The organism is Cryobacterium sp. TMT1-66-1, from assembly GCF_004403435.1.
Lineage (GTDB): Bacteria > Actinomycetota > Actinomycetes > Actinomycetales > Microbacteriaceae > Cryobacterium > Cryobacterium flavum.
The window spans coordinates 62,748-78,235 of sequence record NZ_SOGP01000016.1 but is presented as its reverse complement, the minus strand read 5'-3'; the positions used below and the strand labels follow the sequence as shown (position 1 = coordinate 78,235).

The 15,488-nt window shown below is 65.7% G+C and carries 21 protein-coding genes and 1 pseudogene; 11 read left to right on the top strand and 11 right to left on the bottom strand.

The genetic code is table 11. From position 1 onward, the window contains the following. Positions 1 to 24 precede the first annotated feature (24 nt). The 8 genes and pseudogenes from E3T29_RS11410 to E3T29_RS11375 form a co-directional block, all read right to left on the bottom strand. Positions 25 to 1,083: a YihY/virulence factor BrkB family protein gene (locus E3T29_RS11410; RefSeq protein WP_134345656.1), complete on the bottom strand. Its 1,059-nt coding sequence runs from the start codon at positions 1,081 to 1,083 to the stop codon at positions 25 to 27. 180 nt (positions 1,084 to 1,263) lie between these two features. After that, positions 1,264 to 1,410, bottom strand: a pseudogene (locus E3T29_RS11405) (DUF3618 domain-containing protein); the annotation flags it as partial. Beyond that, entirely contained in the window at positions 1,407 to 1,823 is a 417-nt protein-coding gene (locus E3T29_RS11400; protein WP_134345522.1) for a phage holin family protein, read from the bottom strand. The pseudogene E3T29_RS11405 and the gene E3T29_RS11400, both read right to left, overlap by 4 nt. Positions 1,824 to 2,149: 326 nt before the next feature. Continuing rightward, a complete protein-coding gene (locus tag E3T29_RS11395) occupies positions 2,150 to 2,323 on the bottom strand; it encodes a CsbD family protein (protein ID WP_134345655.1) in 174 nt (57 codons plus the stop codon). Positions 2,324 to 3,003: 680 nt separating this feature from the next. Further along, positions 3,004 to 3,588, bottom strand: coding sequence for a DUF6286 domain-containing protein (locus tag E3T29_RS11390; protein ID WP_134345521.1), 585 nt, complete (start codon positions 3,586 to 3,588; stop codon positions 3,004 to 3,006). Continuing rightward, on the bottom strand, positions 3,585 to 4,022 hold the full coding sequence (locus E3T29_RS11385; RefSeq protein WP_134345520.1) for a hypothetical protein: 438 nt from the start codon (positions 4,020 to 4,022) through the stop codon (positions 3,585 to 3,587). Before E3T29_RS11385 ends, E3T29_RS11390 begins: the two co-directional genes overlap by 4 nt. A gap of 2 nt (positions 4,023 to 4,024) precedes the next feature. Then, positions 4,025 to 4,219 carry a DUF2273 domain-containing protein gene (locus E3T29_RS11380; protein WP_241987776.1) on the bottom strand — a complete coding sequence of 65 codons (195 nt, stop codon included), beginning with the start codon at positions 4,217 to 4,219 and terminating at the stop codon, positions 4,025 to 4,027. Further along, a complete protein-coding gene (locus tag E3T29_RS11375; RefSeq protein ID WP_134345519.1) occupies positions 4,216 to 4,695 on the bottom strand; it encodes an Asp23/Gls24 family envelope stress response protein in 480 nt (159 codons plus the stop codon). Before E3T29_RS11375 ends, E3T29_RS11380 begins: the two co-directional genes overlap by 4 nt. 122 nt (positions 4,696 to 4,817) lie before the next feature. On the opposite strand from E3T29_RS11375, the gene E3T29_RS11370 reads away from it, so the two are divergent. From E3T29_RS11370 to E3T29_RS11355, 4 genes are read left to right on the top strand one after another with little or no spacing between them, the layout of a single operon-like run. Further along, positions 4,818 to 5,393, top strand: coding sequence for an RNA polymerase sigma factor (locus E3T29_RS11370; RefSeq protein WP_134345518.1), 576 nt, complete (start codon positions 4,818 to 4,820; stop codon positions 5,391 to 5,393). After that, complete coding sequence (locus E3T29_RS11365; RefSeq protein ID WP_134345517.1) at positions 5,390 to 6,037, top strand: Asp23/Gls24 family envelope stress response protein; 648 nt, start codon at positions 5,390 to 5,392, stop codon at positions 6,035 to 6,037. The genes E3T29_RS11370 and E3T29_RS11365 overlap by 4 nt, the downstream gene beginning before the upstream one ends. Continuing rightward, entirely contained in the window at positions 6,037 to 6,366 is a 330-nt protein-coding gene (locus E3T29_RS11360; protein WP_134345516.1) for a hypothetical protein, read from the top strand. The genes E3T29_RS11365 and E3T29_RS11360 overlap by 1 nt, the downstream gene beginning before the upstream one ends. Positions 6,367 to 6,406: 40 nt before the next feature. Further along, complete coding sequence (locus E3T29_RS11355; protein ID WP_134345515.1) at positions 6,407 to 6,988, top strand: hypothetical protein; 582 nt, start codon at positions 6,407 to 6,409, stop codon at positions 6,986 to 6,988. A 1-nt stretch (position 6,989) separates the two neighbouring features. Here the strand turns inward: E3T29_RS11355 and E3T29_RS11350 are convergent, their stop codons facing one another. After that, positions 6,990 to 7,475, bottom strand: a complete 486-nt coding sequence (locus E3T29_RS11350; RefSeq protein WP_134345514.1) for an Lrp/AsnC family transcriptional regulator — start codon at positions 7,473 to 7,475, stop codon at positions 6,990 to 6,992. Between the two features lie 148 nt (positions 7,476 to 7,623). Here E3T29_RS11350 and ald point away from each other — a divergent pair, with 148 nt between their 5' ends. After that, the gene (gene ald / locus E3T29_RS11345) at positions 7,624 to 8,739 is read left to right on the top strand and encodes an alanine dehydrogenase (RefSeq protein ID WP_092341688.1); all 1,116 of its coding nucleotides are present in this window, start codon (positions 7,624 to 7,626) and stop codon (positions 8,737 to 8,739) included. A gap of 109 nt (positions 8,740 to 8,848) precedes the next feature. Here ald and E3T29_RS11340 read toward each other — a convergent pair whose 3' ends face one another. Then, positions 8,849 to 9,289, bottom strand: a complete 441-nt coding sequence (locus tag E3T29_RS11340; RefSeq protein ID WP_092341687.1) for a MarR family winged helix-turn-helix transcriptional regulator — start codon at positions 9,287 to 9,289, stop codon at positions 8,849 to 8,851. A gap of 58 nt (positions 9,290 to 9,347) precedes the next feature. On the opposite strand from E3T29_RS11340, the gene E3T29_RS11335 reads away from it, so the two are divergent. The 4 genes from E3T29_RS11335 (at position 9,348) to E3T29_RS11325 (ending at position 12,651) form a co-directional block, all read left to right on the top strand. Beyond that, complete coding sequence (locus tag E3T29_RS11335; protein ID WP_134345513.1) at positions 9,348 to 9,590, top strand: hypothetical protein; 243 nt, start codon at positions 9,348 to 9,350, stop codon at positions 9,588 to 9,590. 65 nt (positions 9,591 to 9,655) lie between these two features. Next, positions 9,656 to 10,198 carry a hypothetical protein gene (locus E3T29_RS20275; protein ID WP_241987775.1) on the top strand — a complete coding sequence of 181 codons (543 nt, stop codon included), beginning with the start codon at positions 9,656 to 9,658 and terminating at the stop codon, positions 10,196 to 10,198. A gap of 127 nt (positions 10,199 to 10,325) precedes the next feature. Then, on the top strand, positions 10,326 to 11,318 hold the full coding sequence (locus E3T29_RS20270; protein ID WP_241987774.1) for an aldehyde dehydrogenase family protein: 993 nt from the start codon (positions 10,326 to 10,328) through the stop codon (positions 11,316 to 11,318). 46 nt (positions 11,319 to 11,364) lie between these two features. Then, positions 11,365 to 12,651, top strand: a complete 1,287-nt coding sequence (locus E3T29_RS11325; protein WP_134345512.1) for an ATP-binding protein — start codon at positions 11,365 to 11,367, stop codon at positions 12,649 to 12,651. 83 nt (positions 12,652 to 12,734) lie between these two features. Here the strand turns inward: E3T29_RS11325 and E3T29_RS11320 are convergent, their stop codons facing one another. After that, positions 12,735 to 13,199 (bottom strand): hypothetical protein, encoded by a 465-nt coding sequence (locus E3T29_RS11320; protein ID WP_134345511.1) that lies wholly within the window; start codon positions 13,197 to 13,199, stop codon positions 12,735 to 12,737. A 281-nt stretch (positions 13,200 to 13,480) separates the two neighbouring features. Here E3T29_RS11320 and E3T29_RS11315 point away from each other — a divergent pair, with 281 nt between their 5' ends. Both E3T29_RS11315 and E3T29_RS11310 read left to right on the top strand, forming a co-directional pair. Next, a complete protein-coding gene (locus E3T29_RS11315; RefSeq protein WP_134345510.1) occupies positions 13,481 to 14,587 on the top strand; it encodes an ATP-binding cassette domain-containing protein in 1,107 nt (368 codons plus the stop codon). Then, positions 14,584 to 15,483: an ABC transporter permease gene (locus E3T29_RS11310; protein ID WP_370449155.1), complete on the top strand. Its 900-nt coding sequence runs from the start codon at positions 14,584 to 14,586 to the stop codon at positions 15,481 to 15,483. Before E3T29_RS11315 ends, E3T29_RS11310 begins: the two co-directional genes overlap by 4 nt. Positions 15,484 to 15,488 lie beyond the last annotated feature (5 nt).

Sequence of the window (15,488 nt, the reverse complement as noted above, 5' to 3'; positions counted from 1 at the left end):
AAAAGAGGGGTGGCCACGCACCGCTTACTCTTGCGGGTCGGCGTTCGCTTTGCGGATGCGCCGGCCGTCGGCGACCGTCTGCATCTTCTTCAGGGCGGCCTTCTGGCTCTTCTTCGTGCCGCGCGGCGGAAGCTGAATATTCTGCTCGGCGGCAATGCCGGCCTGCAGCTGGCGCCCGCGTTCGAGTTCGGCGTCGAATTCCGCCCCGAACAGCAGGGCGAGGTTGGTCAGCCAGAGCCAGAGCAGAAAGATCACGATGCCGGCCAGCGAACCGTAGGTCTTGGCGTAGTTCGAGAACGTCGTGACGTAGAACCCGAACCCCAGCGAGGCAACGACGATAGCCACCAGGGCCACGAGCGCGCCGAGCGACAGCCAGCGAAACTTCGGCTGCCGCACGTTCGGCGTGAAATAGTATAGCACCGCGATCAGCAACACGACGGCCGCCGCGAGCACCGGCCACTTGGCAATGGACCAGACCACCTGCACGGTCTGGTCGAGGCCGAGGGCCGCGCCCACGGCATCCGTTATGGGTCCCGAAATGGCCAGGATCAGCACGACGACGAGCAGCAGGGCGATGCCGATCACGGTCACGAGCAGCTGGGTGGGCTTGAGCTTCAAGAATGACCGACCCTCTTCGATCTCGTAGATGCGGTTCATAGCCCGGCTGAAAGCACCCACATAACCGGATGCCGACCAGATCGCGACCGCGATTCCCGCCACCAGCGCGAACCCGGCCGACGGCGACGTGCTGAACTGTTCGATCGGCCCGCGAATGACATCGAGGGCATCGCCGGGAGCGACCGAGGCGAGAATGGTCAGCAGGGTATCGGCCGACTGCTTGCCCTGCCCGAAAACCCCGAGCAGCGAAACCAGGGCGATCAGCGCCGGAAAGAGCGACAGCACGGCGTAGTAGGTGAGCGACGCCGCGATATCGGTGCACTGATCGGTGCCGAATTCACCCAGCGTGCGTTTGACGACGTACTTCCACGACGTCTTCGTGACGTCGGTCGGCGAGTCGGGCTTGCGGTCATCATCGGGGGCCGGGGCGTCGGCAAGGTCCTGGCTCTGGCCTTCGTCCACCATGAAAATCTCCTGCTCGGGTCGAGTGAGGCCGGGGGTCGCGATCCCGGCGCTGAAAATGTACTGCGTTCTCACTGATCTGGCGCTGGGTTGGCTGCCAGAAAGTGTCGATGCCTATAACGGATGCTGCGGCTCGGGCGAGCCGCAGCATCCGTTTGATGACTCAGTACCGTCAATACAGAAGGCGGACTTCACTTTGTCGGTCTGGCGCTGAATGATTTTGGACGGTGTCACTTTGTCGGCGAGGGCGTCGACATCGCCGCCGAGCTCGCGCCGGGTGCGCTCAATATCAGACCGGATCTGATCGGGGGTTCGGTCGGTGTCGGTCATCGGTTTTCCTCATTTCGTTTCAGTGTGCCGGGAATTTTCTTAAGGGAATCAACGGTGCGCGGCGCACCCTTGACGGCTTTCAATTCCTTGCGGCCGATCAGGAACAGTACGAGCCCGATGATCGCCCAGAGGCCGGCCACGAGAAGCCCGGACCAGCCGTTACCGACCAGGTAGCCAAGAGCCCACCAGAGTGCGATCGACAGGAATAGAACGGCCATGATGGCGGCGTAGCCGGCTCCACCCAGCATTCCGGCACCTTTACCGGTCCGGGTGGCCGTTTGGCGAAGCTCGGCCTTGGCCAGTTCGAGTTCCTGACGCATGAGCGTAGAGAGATAACGTGTGACTTCTCCCAGCAGATCGCCCAGCGACGTTTCCGCCGCTTTTTGCTCTGACGGACTATGCAGGTCGGTCATCGTTCCCGAACCGCCAGATCGGGGTTGTCACCGAGGAGACCCGGCTGGCCATCTGGGTCAGTTCGTCGCTGATCGAGCGCAGGCCTTCAGCAACTCTGGCCTGCTGTTCGCCAGCCTGCTCCGTAAGTTGGCTGCGGGCATCCGTCAGCAGGTCCTTCGCCTGGTCTCGGCGGCGACTTTTCCGACTTCATCCTTCGTGACGTCGGCGACTTCACTGGCTGCGTGCGCGGCGGTGTCGCCCACGTTCGCGGCCTGATCGGCGGCGACGTTCGCGGTGTGCGAAGCGGCGTCCTTCGCGGGTGAAGACGTATCCGCACCGGATAGGGCTAGTCCTTGAAGACGTCCTTGACGTCTTCACCAACCTTCTTAGCGCTCGCGGCAGTCTGGTCAGCACGGCCTTCGGCGACCTTGGAGTCGTCGTTGGTGGCCTTGCCGACGGCCTCGGTGGCCTTGCCCTTGAGGTCCTGCGCGGCGTTCTTGATCTTGTCGGCTGCACTCATGGTGTTCTCTCTTTCGTGTGGTGTTTCCGGGGAACGTTCGGTGCGGGGCGCGCCGAACGCGAGTTGGGGGATCGCCGATCGGCGGATGCGGGTGCTGCGGCTGGTGCGCACCCGAAAGCCTCCGCTGATCTGCAGCAGGGCGGGGATGCGCAGCCCGAGCAGCTCGTCGAGGGCGTTAAGGGACTGTTCGACGATGCGCACGACGTCGGTCGGGGACGTGCCGCGGCGACAGGTCACCGAGACCTTGAGCACTGCCTCTCCCACCACCTGGTAGGTCGAGACGCGCGTTGACAGAAATTCGGGGTGCTCACCGAGCGCTTGTTGCAGTGACTGCTCGGCGACGGCGGAATCGACCTGGGTGGCGCCCCAATCGGTCGTCTGCTCGCTGACCAACCGGCCGGAGTGGCCGCCGCCCTGCCGCAGTATGAAACGAAGCAGCAGGCCCACGACCGCCAGCAGCAGAGCGAGGGCGACGATCCAGAGCCAGCTGTGCGTGCTTGTACCCAGCGGCCTGGCCTGGAGCCAGCCGGCGACGTTCGCACGGGTGGCGTCGGAAATGGCGCGCCAGGCATCCTGCACAGCGGTCTGGGACGCGAGCAGACCGAGCAGGCCGGCCACGGCGAGCAGCAGCAGGCCGGTCAGGAGTAGAAGGCTGCGGTTGAGCGCTCGATTGGTGTTGTTCACGCTCCGACCTTTGCGTCGACGGCCACCACGACCCGCGTCTGTAACGCCGGGCGCAACTGCAGCCCGTCGAGCTGATCGCGCACCGCCGTGAGTACAGTGTCGTGGTGCACGGCCTGGCCCGAGGCGGGCACCAGGTGCACCGTGGCGAGGCGGCGCGAGATACTCACCCGGGTGTTGTCCGGATCGATCCCGCCCGTGCGAGCGGCGCGCCCCGCGAGAGCGGATGCGATGACCTCGTCATCGACGATGGTCACCGCCCGCTCGGAAACCATCACGTGCCGGGACCTGCGTCCGGGCGAGAGTGCCAGGACCAGCAAGACGAGGCCGACCAGCGCGCAGCCGACGGCGGTTCCGATGAGCAGTGACAGGGGTGCGCTCGACGCGGACGCCACGCCGTCGGCCAGATCGGCCGGCGCCGTCAGCAGCGCTGGCTGATCTGTCAGCCGCAGCACGATCTCCGTGCCTAGCCATGCGCACAGCAGAATGACCACGATCGCCGCTGAGATGGCTGCGGCAGCCCGCGGCGAGTGCAGTTCGCGACGACGGATGCGCCCGTAGGTAGCCGATGTCGACGCACTCATCGCACGCGCCGTTCCCGAGCGACATCCACCCCGGTCACACGCACGGTAACCCGACCGATGTCGGCACCGGTGAGCTCGCCGACGCGGCGTCGAATGTCGGTCTGTGATTGCGCGGATCGAGCCAGGATGGTTCCCCCGGTGCGAGTGATGAGGGCCGCTTCGCTCGTGACACGCTGCAGGGAAACCACGCGGATTGAGGTGCTGACCGTGAGCGCGAGCATCCCATGGTCGTCGCCGAGTTCGACGCCGACCTGATTGGGCGCCACGCCGAGCGACTCCGCAGTAACCATGGACACGATCTGGCGCAACGCCCGCGGCACAATGCGGGTTCGACCACGGCTTGTGGCCGCCGGCAGTGCGGCATTCGTTGGTTCCATGGGAGTGTCACTGGGGATACCTTCGCCGAGAAACCAGCCCGCGGAGTCTGTCGTCACGCTCACGACGATGAGCGCTTTCCCTGAAAGGCTCCGATCAGTGAGCTCACGTCGAGACGGCCGTCAACCACGCGGCCCACGAGGGCGCCGACCAGCATGGCCAGGCCCACGAACAGAAATGCCCAAAAGCCCAGAATCACCCAGGTCAGCGCGAGAACCGCACCGACCAGCATTCCTGTTCGGGTTGCACTGGTCACCGCAGTGCGGCTTTGCTCGGCTCAGCGTCGGCGGCGTCGTCGCTGGGCAGGTGAATATCGACGATCGTCACGTTGACCTCGGTAACTTCGAGTCCGACCAGGTCTTCAATGGCCCGAATGACACTCGAGCGAATGTCGTTGGCCACCTGCTGAAGCTGCACGGGGTACTCGGCGACGATCGTCACGTCTACGGCGACTTGCGTTTCGCCCACCTCCACCGAGATGCCCTGGCTCACGTCGGTGTTGTTCATCGCCTCACGAATTGCGCCGAGGGCTCGGGCCGCACCGCGACCGAGGGCGTGTACGCCGGTGACCTCGCGCGCGGCGATTCCAGCGACCTTGGCCACGACTCCATCATTGATCACGGTCTTTCCCGTGCCGGTGAGTGGCTCACCGGCTAGAGCTGTGCCGGTCGGCGCACTGCTGCGGGGAGACGTGCTGGCGGAGGCGTTGCCGTTGCTGTCGATGAGGTCCATGATGTTGCTCCTTCATATCGGGCCGTCGGAACAGGCCGAAAGCGGATTATTACCTGTAGGACGAAACTTGTGACATATTCGTCACGCGAAGATGAGAAATATTTAGCCTCAGAGGAGGGACAATGCCCGGCTCTCTGCGTGAGCGGGTCGCGTCGCCGCTCGATACCGCGGCCGACCGCATGCTCGCCGACCGTGCCGCCGACGGCGACCTGCGCGCCTTCGAGGTGCTGGTGCGGCGGTACGGCCCGCTCATGCGGGTCTATGCGACGCGGGTGCTCGGCTCCAACGACGAGACCGATGACGTGGTGCAGGAGGCGTTCATCACGGCCTGGCAGCAACTCGGCACGCTCGAGGACGGCAGCGCGGTGAAGAGCTGGCTGATGCGCATCGTTAGCCGCAAGAGCATCGATCGGGTGCGCGCGCGCCGTCAGCACGTCAACATCGACGACGCGGACGTCCCGGCGCCCGACGAGCACGCCCCGCACGTTCTCGCCGAGACCGAATCGCAGACCGAGGCTCTCGCCCGGGTGCTGGCCACCCTCCCCGAAGACCAGCGCCGCTGCTGGACCCTGCGGGAACTCGCCGAGTACAGCTACGGTGATATCGCGGCCGAGTTGGGCCTGCCGCTCTCGACCGTGCGCGGATTGCTGGCCCGTGCCCGAAAAACCCTGCTTCGCGAGATGGAGGAATGGCGATGACCGAACTGACGCCGGCAAACAGGCGCTTCCTCGCATTCGACCTCGATGATACCGAGCGGGAACAGGCCGGGCTCAACGGCCACACCATCGAGCAGCTCAGCGACTACCTGGATCGCGACCGAACGCCAGCCGACCCGAGTATCGACGATTCGCCGGAGTGTGAGATTGCCCTGCGTGGTCTCGAACGCTTGCGCCGGGCCCAACGGCTACTGCTCAAGCTAGACCTCGAACGTGAATCGCGGCGGGACGACAGCTGGGTGTCGGCCATTCTCGACAACATCACCCTGGAAGCTCACGCCGGCCGGGATATTCCGCTGACCCATCCTGTCCCGACCGCGCGGCTGGTCGTGACGGAAGGCGCCGTGCGCGGCATTCTGCGGGAGTCCGGCGACCGTATGCAGAACGTGTTCGTAGGCCGGTGTGTGCTGGTCGGCGACGTCAACGTACCCGGCACGCCGATCGTCATCGAGGTCGATGTGACCGTATTCCCGGGGGAGAAAATTCCGCTGCTCGCCGATCAACTGCGCCATGCGATGTACGCCGCGCTCGGCAAATACACGGAACTTGTCGTAGCGGCCATCGACATCACGGTGAGTGACCTGCAGGCCCTGCCCGATGCATCCGCCCAAGAAAAGGAGCACTGATGACCACGGTTATTCCGTTCACCGACCAGCTTGACGCGCTGGTACGCCAGGTTCCCGGGGTCGACGCGCTGTACCCGGCTCGGTCGATCGTGGCCACAGTACTCACCACCGCCCTCGATGCGGTGGCACACCACGCGCCCGCAGCGCCGCTGGTGCACACGGTTGCGCAGTCCGATGGCGTGCGGGTCACGGCGAAGATCGGCATTGGGGCCGCCGAGTCCTCGGCTGATGTCAGTGGGCGGGTACACGACGCCATCGCCGAGCACCTGCGGAAGGTGGGCAACCCGACGGTCGCGCAGATCGCCGTAATCGTGGCCCGGATCGGTTGAGCGTCTAGCCGATCGGGGTCAGCCGTGCTAGCTTGCCCCGATGAAGCAGAGAGAGATGTTCCTTCAAGCGGATGCCGCGCTGCGCTGCGTCGTAGACCAGATAACTCCCGCGCAGCTCGACCAGCCGGCACCAGCCGAGTGGTCACGCAAGTCGAATCCGACGCTGCGCGACATTCTCGCCTCGCACGCCGAGGACGAAGCCTGGCTGCCCGCGGTGCTGGAAGGCCGCACGATCGAGGAAGTCGGCGACACCTATAAGGGCGACCTGCTCCGTGACGATCCGATCGGCAATTACGACCGCCTCAACGAATCGACGACGAAAGTGGTCAACGGCGACCTCGACCCCGACAAGGTCGTACACCTGAGCTACGGCGACTATCCCCTCGCCGAAGCGCTGCAGCACACCGCCCTCTACCGGGCATTCCAGGCCTGGAGCATTGCCAGGCACATCGGTCTCGACTACTCGCTGCCCGACGCGCTGGTCGAAAACCTCTGGGAGCAGATCGCGCCCGACATCGAAATGTGGCGCGGTTTCGGCGTGTTTCCGCCCGAGGTGGCGGTGCCGGAGGGCTCGAATCGCGAGGTGCAGTTGCTCGGCAAGGTCGGCTACTGGCGCGCCTGAACTACTCCGGCGCGACGCCGTTGTAGAAGTGCTCGAACACCATGCTCGTGCGGGTGGAGGCGACTGCGGGGTTGGCGGAGAGGTTCTCCAGCACGAAATCGCGCACATCGTCGGTGTCCCGGGCCGACAGGTGAATGATGAAGTCCTCGGAGCCGCCGAGAAAAAACAGCTGCACCACGCGCGGCATCACCCGGATCGAATCCCGAAACGCGGGAATGTGGGTGCGGGCGCCCGCGCGAATGCTCACACTGATCAGCGCCTGCAGGCCGAGACCGATCGACTTCGGGTCGACCATGGCCGTGAAGCCGGTGACGATTCCGCGGCTGACCAGGGAACGCACCCGGGACACACAGGTGGACTCGGCGATGCCGGCGGCGCTGGCGAGCCGGCTGTTGGTGGTGCGGGAATCGGCCTGCAGTTCCGCGACCAGAATGCGGTCGATTTCGTCGAGGGTCTCGGTGACCCGAATCCTCTTCGTTTCTGCCATCGCACATCTCCAACTAGCCGCATATTTCGTGGAATATTCTTGAAGTCTGGCAGATTCTACGGATTTTACCTAGCGGAAACGAATCAATAGCAGTCTTACCTCTATCAAAGCCGAGTCGTTCGGCAGAAGTAACCGAGACGGAGCACTTATGTTGGTCGGCATTCCCACTGAGATCAAGAACAACGAGAACCGCGTTGCGATCACCCCGGCCGGCGTCAACGAGCTCACCCGTCGCGGCCACGACGTCATCATCGAGAAGGGCGCCGGACTGGGGTCGAGCATCACCGATGATGCTTTTCGCCTCGCCGGGGCATCCATTGTCGACACCGCCGCCGAAGTGTGGGCCGCGGCCGAACTGCTCCTAAAGGTCAAGGAGCCCATTGCCAGCGAATACCCGCTGATGCGTCAGGGCCAGGTGCTGTTCACCTATCTGCACCTCGCGGCATCCGCTGAGTGCACCGACGCGCTGATCAAGTCGGGCACGACCGCGATCGCGTACGAGACCGTGCAGTTGCCCGACCGCAGCCTGCCGCTGCTCTCGCCGATGAGCGAGGTCGCCGGCCGCCTGTCCGTGCAGGTCGGTGCGTACCACCTGCTGAGCGCCAACGGCGGCAGCGGAATCCTGCTCGGCGGCGTTCCCGGAACCCCCAAGGCCAAGGTCGTCGTGATCGGCGGCGGTGTCGCGGGCGAGCACGCCGCGGCCAACGCCCTCGGCATGGGCGCCGACGTGACCATCATCGACCTGTCGCTGGCCCGCCTGCGCCAACTCGAGGCCCGCTTCAACGGCGAGATCCAGACGCGCGCGTCGACCCAGTATGAGATCGCCGAGCAGGTGCGCGAGGCCGACCTCGTGATCGGGTCCGTGCTCATTCCGGGCGCGCAGGCACCCAAGCTCGTCACCGACGCCATGGTCGCATCGATGAAGCCGGGCTCCGTGCTCGTGGACATCGCGATCGACCAGGGCGGCTGCTTCGAGGGCTCGCACGCCACGACCCACGACAACCCCACCTTTGCCGTGCACGACAGCGTCTACTACTGCGTCGCCAATATGCCCGGTGCCGTGCCAGCCACGTCGACCCGCGCGCTGACCAACGCGACCCTGCCCTACGTCGTCGCCCTGGCCCAGAAGGGCTGGAAGAAGGCCATCGCCGAAGACGCTGCCCTGGCCAAGGGCCTCAACGTGCACAACGGACGCATCACCAACGCGCACGTCGCCTCGGCCTTCCACGCCGAGCTGCTGACCGTCGCCGACGCCATCGCCTGACCCGCGTCGTCTGACGCGCCTCACCCCCCGGGCCGGCATCCATCAGCGGATGCCGGCCCGTATCGTCCATGCGTCCTGAGGGCCTATTCAGGAAATTAGCCCGAACGTGTCAGGACGTAGCGGCCATCACTCGGTGCAGCGCGTCGCGCAGGGTCGCCAGGTCGTCGAGGGGAATATTGAGCGCCTCGACGACCCGCGGCGGAATCGATTCGGCCACCGAACGCAGGTCGACACCACGCTCGGTCAGAGTGATATCGAGCGTGCGTTCGTCGGCCACGCGACGCTGGCGGCGCACGTAGCCCGACGCTTCCAGGCGTTTGAGCAGCGGGGAGAGGGTGGCCGGCTCAAGGCACAGCGTCTGGCCGAGGCCCTTGAGCGTGCGCGGGCTCTGGTCCCAGAGGGCGAGCATCACCAGATATTGCGGATGTGTGAGTCCCAGCGGCTCCAGTATGGGACGATACAGCGCAATGACGTTGCGCGAGGCGATCGCGAGCGCGAAGCAGACCTGGTTGTCGAGAGCGAGGGGGTTCTCAAGCGTTGACGATGTCATGGGGGCGTTCCGTTCCGGCTGGTTGTTCTTCCTGCATTTAGTTAGTACACTAACAGTTATGACACACGGTAAGGATTCCCACCCGCGCATCAAGGGACCTGGCGGACTCACGGCTTGGCTCAACGGTCGGCTGTTTCCCATTCTCGGGCCGCCGCCGGTCGGTCCGAGCGGGTCCGATCTGCTGCCGGCAGCGCCCGCGCCCGTGCGCGGCTGCCCGGTCTGCGCCCAGCCGATGGACCAGCACGACATCGACCGCACCGGTGAACGCACGCAGCTGCACTGCCCGGTCGCCCTGCACTAGCCCCGCCGTACGGAGCCTCTCTCGGCAGTTTGCCCACTAGGCTGGGCCGCAATCACGGGAGACCAATGACGGCAGATCAGGCTGCGCTCGACCTTGCCATTACCGAGCTGACCGACGGAAGCCAGCGGTGGGCGGCGACCACCCTCGAGGCGCGCGCCGAGCTGCTGGAGCACACCGGGGCATCCGTTGCGGCGGAGGCCGAGCCCTGGGGGGCTGCGGCCGCCCGGGCCAAGGGCCTCGAGCCCTCGTCGCCGCTCATCGGCGAGGAATGGCTGACCGGACCCTGCGGCGTGCTCACCTCCCTGACTGCGCTGGGCCGCACGCTCCGCACGCTCGCCACCGGGCGGAGCCCCCTCGCCGGCCAGCGTTCGGGCGGGCGCCCGACGGCCGGGTCACCGTTGCCGTGCTTCCGCACAACGCCTGGGACGGGCGGCTGCTGCACGGCTTCACGGCCCGGGCGTGGCTTCGACCGGGCGTCTCGGCGGCGCAGGCCCGTGCCCAGGCCGGGCTGGGCCAGCTCACACCGACAGCGCGCAATGGCGTCGGCCTCGTGCTCGGCGCCGGCAATATATCCTCGATCGCACCCCTCGACGTGCTCTACGAGCTGATCGCGCACAATCGGGTCTCGATTCTCAAACTCAATTCCACCTTCGACGGTCTGCTTGCCGTCTATCGCGCGGCGCTCGCCCCGCTCATCGACGCGGGACTGCTGCGCCCGTCACCAGCGGCGCCGACGTGGGCGCCTACCTCGCCCGTCACCCCGGCATCAGCCATGTGCACATCACCGGCAGCGCGGCCACAGACGATGCGATTGTGTTCGGCGGCTCAAGAACTCCCGGCCTGGGTAAACCGATCAGCAGTGAGCTCGGCGGAGTCTCGCCGATCATCGTGCTGCCCGGCCGCTGGAGCGCCAGGGACCTGCGCTACCAGGCCGAGCACGTGGCCACCATGCGGCTGCACAACGGTGGCTACAACTGCATCGCTGGCCAGGTGCTCGTGCTCAGCTCGGTCTGGCCGCAGAAGACCGCATTCCTCGACGCGGTCGCCGCCGCTCTGGCGGCCTCGCCGGCTCGACCGGCCTGGTATCCCGGCATCGACGAGCGGATGCGCGCGGCCGGTGCCGCGTATCCCGCCGCGAGGTCGATTCCCGGCGGGCGACTGCTCGTGGCGGCATCCGCTTCGAGCGAAGCTATGCTCACTACGGAATACTTCGCGCCGGTGCTGGGCGTCGTCGAACTTGCTGCCTCCGGCCAGTCCTTTCTTGACTTGGCGGTGGAGACCGTCAACCGCGACTTCCTGGGAACGCTCGGAGCCAATATTCTCGGGGCGCCATCCACCATCCGACAGCTTGGGCCGGGGTTCGAGCAGGCCGTGGCGCGCCTGCGCTACGGAACGATTGCGATCAACGCGTGGACCGGCGTGGGCTTTCTGTCGGCCGCCGCGCCGTGGGGAGCGTTTCCGGGGCACACTCTCGGCGACGTGCAGAGCGGCATTGGCGTGGTGCACAACGCGCTGCTGCTCGACGAGGTGGAGCGCACCGTCGTGCGTGGGCCGTTTCGGCCGTTTCCACGCTCGGTGGTGCATGGTGAGTGGGCTCTGCTGCCGAAGCCGCCGTGGTTCGTGTCGGCTCGCAGTGGCACTTTGACCGCCCGCCTGCTGACCGAATTCGCCGCGCGCCCGTCGGTGCGCAGGCTGTCCGGCATTCTCGCTGCCGCGTTTCGAGCCTGAGTGGGTGCAATAGATTGGCAGCACACCCAACAATGCGAGGTTCACGATGACTGGCTGGCGACTGCGCGATTTTCACTCCGACGACCTGGACGGCATTCTGCGCCTGTGGGAAGAACTCAAGGCGTCCGACACGGAGCCGGTCTACGGTCTCTCCGAGGTACTCGCCTCCTGCGAGAAGGACCACGCCGTCGTGGCGGTGCACGGCGATGAGGTCGTCGGTGCCGCCGTCGGCCGGGCCGCCCATGCGCAGGGCTGGATCGTTTTTCTTGCCACCGCCGAGAACTGGCAGAGCCAGGGCATCGGCACGGCCATGCTCGCCGCGCTGGAAGCCCGGATGGCCCCGCACGGCATGACCAAGCTCTCGGCGCTCATGCCCGAATCCGAGACCAAGGTGGATGCCTTTCTCAACCGCGGATTCGAAGTGAAGAAGAACCTGCGCTACTTCGAACGGCACATTCCGGTGCAGCGCGAGGAGCTCAAGCTGCTCGGCGAGCTGGGCGGCCGGGTGCTGCCGCGCGACCTCTGGCAGAAGGTCGGCGGCATGGCGCACGAGAAGGAACTGCTCGAGCGCCGGTTGGTCATGCCCCTGGCCAAGCCCGAACTCGCCGAGCAATACGGGGTCTCACCGCCCAAAGCCGTCGTTCTGTTCGGCCCTCCCGGCACCGGAAAGACCACCTTCGCCAAGGCGATCGCCTCCCGCCTGGAGTGGTCGTTCATCGAAGTCTTTCCGTCGCGACTCGCTGCCGACCCGCAGGGGCTCGCGGGAGCACTGCGCGAAACCTTTCTCAAAATCTCCGAGCTCGAACACGCGGTCGTGTTCATCGACGAGGTCGAAGAGATCGCCGCCCAACGCTCCGGCGAACCGCCGTCGGCCATGCAGGGCGTCACCAACGAGCTGCTCAAGATCATTCCGGCCTTCCGCGAACAGCCCGGACGCCTGCTGGTCTGTGCGACCAACTTCATTCGCGCGCTCGACTCCGCCTTCCTCCGGCATGGCCGCTTCGACTATGTCGTGCCGATCGGCCTGCCGGATGTCGCCGCTCGCCAGGCCATCTGGGAGCGGTACATTCCGGATGCGGTGTCCGGCGAGGTCGACCTCGCCGTTCTGGTCGAGAAAAGCGACGGGTTCTCGCCCGCCGACGTCGAGTACGCCGCCCATCGGGCCTCCCAGCACGCGCTCGAGAACGCGCTCTACCGTTCCGGCGACGGGCCCGTCATCAACGGCCCGAGCACCGACGACTATGCCCTGGCGATCTCCGAAACCCGCCGCACCGTGTCCGACGATGTTGCCGCCGAGTTCCTCGAGGACATCGAGCGCCTAGCCCGGCTGTAGCCGGGCGTGCCCGGGCCCACCTCACGAACGCGGGCCCAGTTTTCAGGCTGGAACCGCGTCACCGTGACGGTGAGCCCGAATGGTCAGCGCGCCTTGCGGTGGTAGACCAGCGCGGCCACGAGCGACTGCCAGATGGCGAAGAACTCGACGGCGAGTGACAACAGGCCAAGCGGTTCCAACCAGTTTCCAATGTCGCCCGTCGCCATCGGCATGCCGACCGTGCGATTGATGACAAAGCCGACGATGACGGCCGCGGACAGCGCAGCGGCGGCGAGGAAGTCGATTCTCGATCCCACGATGAGAACCCGTTCGATCAACACGGCTGCGGCAATGATGATTCCGACGTAGGCGAAGGCGAGGTAGGGAGTTTCGGCGAATTTGCTCGGAAGGTCGAGAATGTGAATCGCCCCGATGACGGCGAGCGACAGCGCAACGGTGATCCGGCGCGTGAGCAGGTGCTGGTCGATCAGGCGCGCGGTCGTGCCGTCGGGATGAGCAGCTGCGGGCTGCATCCGGTCGTCAGTGGATCGCGTGGTGGTCGTAGTCATAAATACCTCTCCATGGGGTGTCTCCCCGCATGAACACTGACAGGCGTGTGGCCTGCCCGGGCGATTCATCGGCAGTGCATAGAAGACTCCGTGGTCGCTGCCAGAAACGGGCCTCCTTCCTGAGATCTTCACAGGAACAGCGGGTGGCGCGGCCGCAAAACACTGCATCGCCGAACCTCTTATGGGGAAGTGGGTTCGAGATTCGCCCGGGGACGGGGCCCGGTCCAAGATTGGGCGGGCGGGCGGGCGGGCGGTTGTCGATGTCGGAGGGGATTACTAGCATGGCATCGAAGCTGATTGCACCCCCGATACGGCAAGGATTCCACGTGATCATAGAAGCCCGCGGCCTGACCAAGACCTACCAATCCAAGAGTGGGCCGGTGCACGCGCTCGCCGGACTCGACTTGCAGGTTCCGCGCGGTACGGTCAAAGCCCTCCTCGGACCGAACGGCGCCGGAAAGACCACCGTCGTGAAGATGCTCACGACACTGATTCGACCGGATGCCGGCACCGCCGTCATCGACGGAATCGACGTCGTGCGCCACCCCAAATCAGTACGCCGCATCATCGGGGTCTCCGGCCAGTACGCCGCCGTCGACGAGAACCTCACCGGATTCGAGAACCTCGAGATGGTCGGTCGGCTGTACCACCTGGGCGGGGCGGCTGCCCGCAAACGGGCGCAGGAGCTCATCGACCTGTTCGAGCTCACCGCCGCGGGCAACCGGCCGGTCAAGGGCTTCTCGGGCGGTATGCGCCGCCGCATCGACCTGGCCGGCGCGCTCGTGATCAATCCCAAGGTGCTCTTTCTCGACGAGCCGACCACCGGGCTCGACCCGCGCAGCCGCATCGCCCTGTGGGACATCATCAAGCGCCTGGTCGCCGACGGAACGACGGTGCTGCTCACCACTCAATACCTCGAAGAGGCCGACCAGCTCGCCGATGACATCGTGGTCATCGATGACGGCCGAGTGATCGCCGAGGGCACCTCGGACCAGCTCAAAGCGCAAATTGGCGGACACCGTGTGGTCGTCGCCCTCGTCGATGCCGCCGATGGCGCGGTTGCCCGGGAAATTCTCGCCCGGTACGGTTCGGGCGAACCGACGATCTCCACCGACGGACGCGGAGTCGAAGTAGCCGTCACCAACGGGCCCACCGCGCTGCAAAGCATGCTCGCCGACCTGCGCGGCGCTGAGGTCGACCTGCACGATGCGGGTATGCGCCGCCCCACGCTCGACGACGTGTTCCTCAGACTCACCGGCCACAAAGCCGATCTCACAGCGAGCGATGACGACTCGGACGGGCCGAAACTCTCGAAACGGGCGCAGGCCAAACGGGACCAGTCGCGCGGGGCGAACGCCGACACGGCAGACCTGGAGGAAGTGAAATGAGCGCCAGGCACGCTTCGGTTCCGGTAGAGCCGCCGATGGCGACCGGCCTCGCCCCGGGTGAATCCCGCGTGGCCACCCTGCCGCCGCTACCGACGTGGAATCCGCTGTCGCTCTGGTACTCCGACGGCTGGACCGTCACCAAGCGCAACCTGATCAAGATCAAGCGGTCGCCCGACATGCTGGTCTTCGCCGTTATCCAACCGATCATGTTCGTGCTGCTGTTCAGTCAGGTCTATGGCGGCGCCATCGCCGTGGCGGGCAGCGACTATACGCAATTCCTGATGGCGGGCATCTTTGCCCAGACCGTCGTGTTCGGTGCCACGTTCTCGGGAGCTGCCATGGCGCTCGACCTGAAAGAGGGCATCATCGACCGGTTTCGGAGCCTGCCGATGAACGCATCCGCTGTGCTGATCGGTCGAACCAACGGCGACCTCGTGCTCAACACCATCTCCATGGTGATCATGATGGCAACCGGACTGGCCGTCGGCTGGCGGGTGAACACCTCGCCGCTGGAGGTTCTGGCCGGAGTGGGCCTGCTGCTTCTGTTCGGCTACGCCTTCAGCTGGGTGATGGCGCTGCTCGGCATGAGCGTGAAGAGCCCCGAAGTCATCAACAATGCGTCATTTCTCATTCTGTTTCCCCTGACCTTCGTCTCAAATGCGTTCGTGCCGAGTGAAACCCTGCCGACACCTCTGCGCCTCTTCGCCGAGTGGAACCCGGTGTCCTCACTCGTGCAGGCGGTGCGCCAGCTCTTCGGCAACCTCGGCACGGCACCGGTGCCTGATATCTGGACCATGCAGAACCCGATTCTCACCGTTCTTATCGGCATCACCGTGATGTTGCTCGTGTTCGTGCCACTATGCATTCGTAAGTTCGCCTCGATCAGCTCCCGCTGACCGAC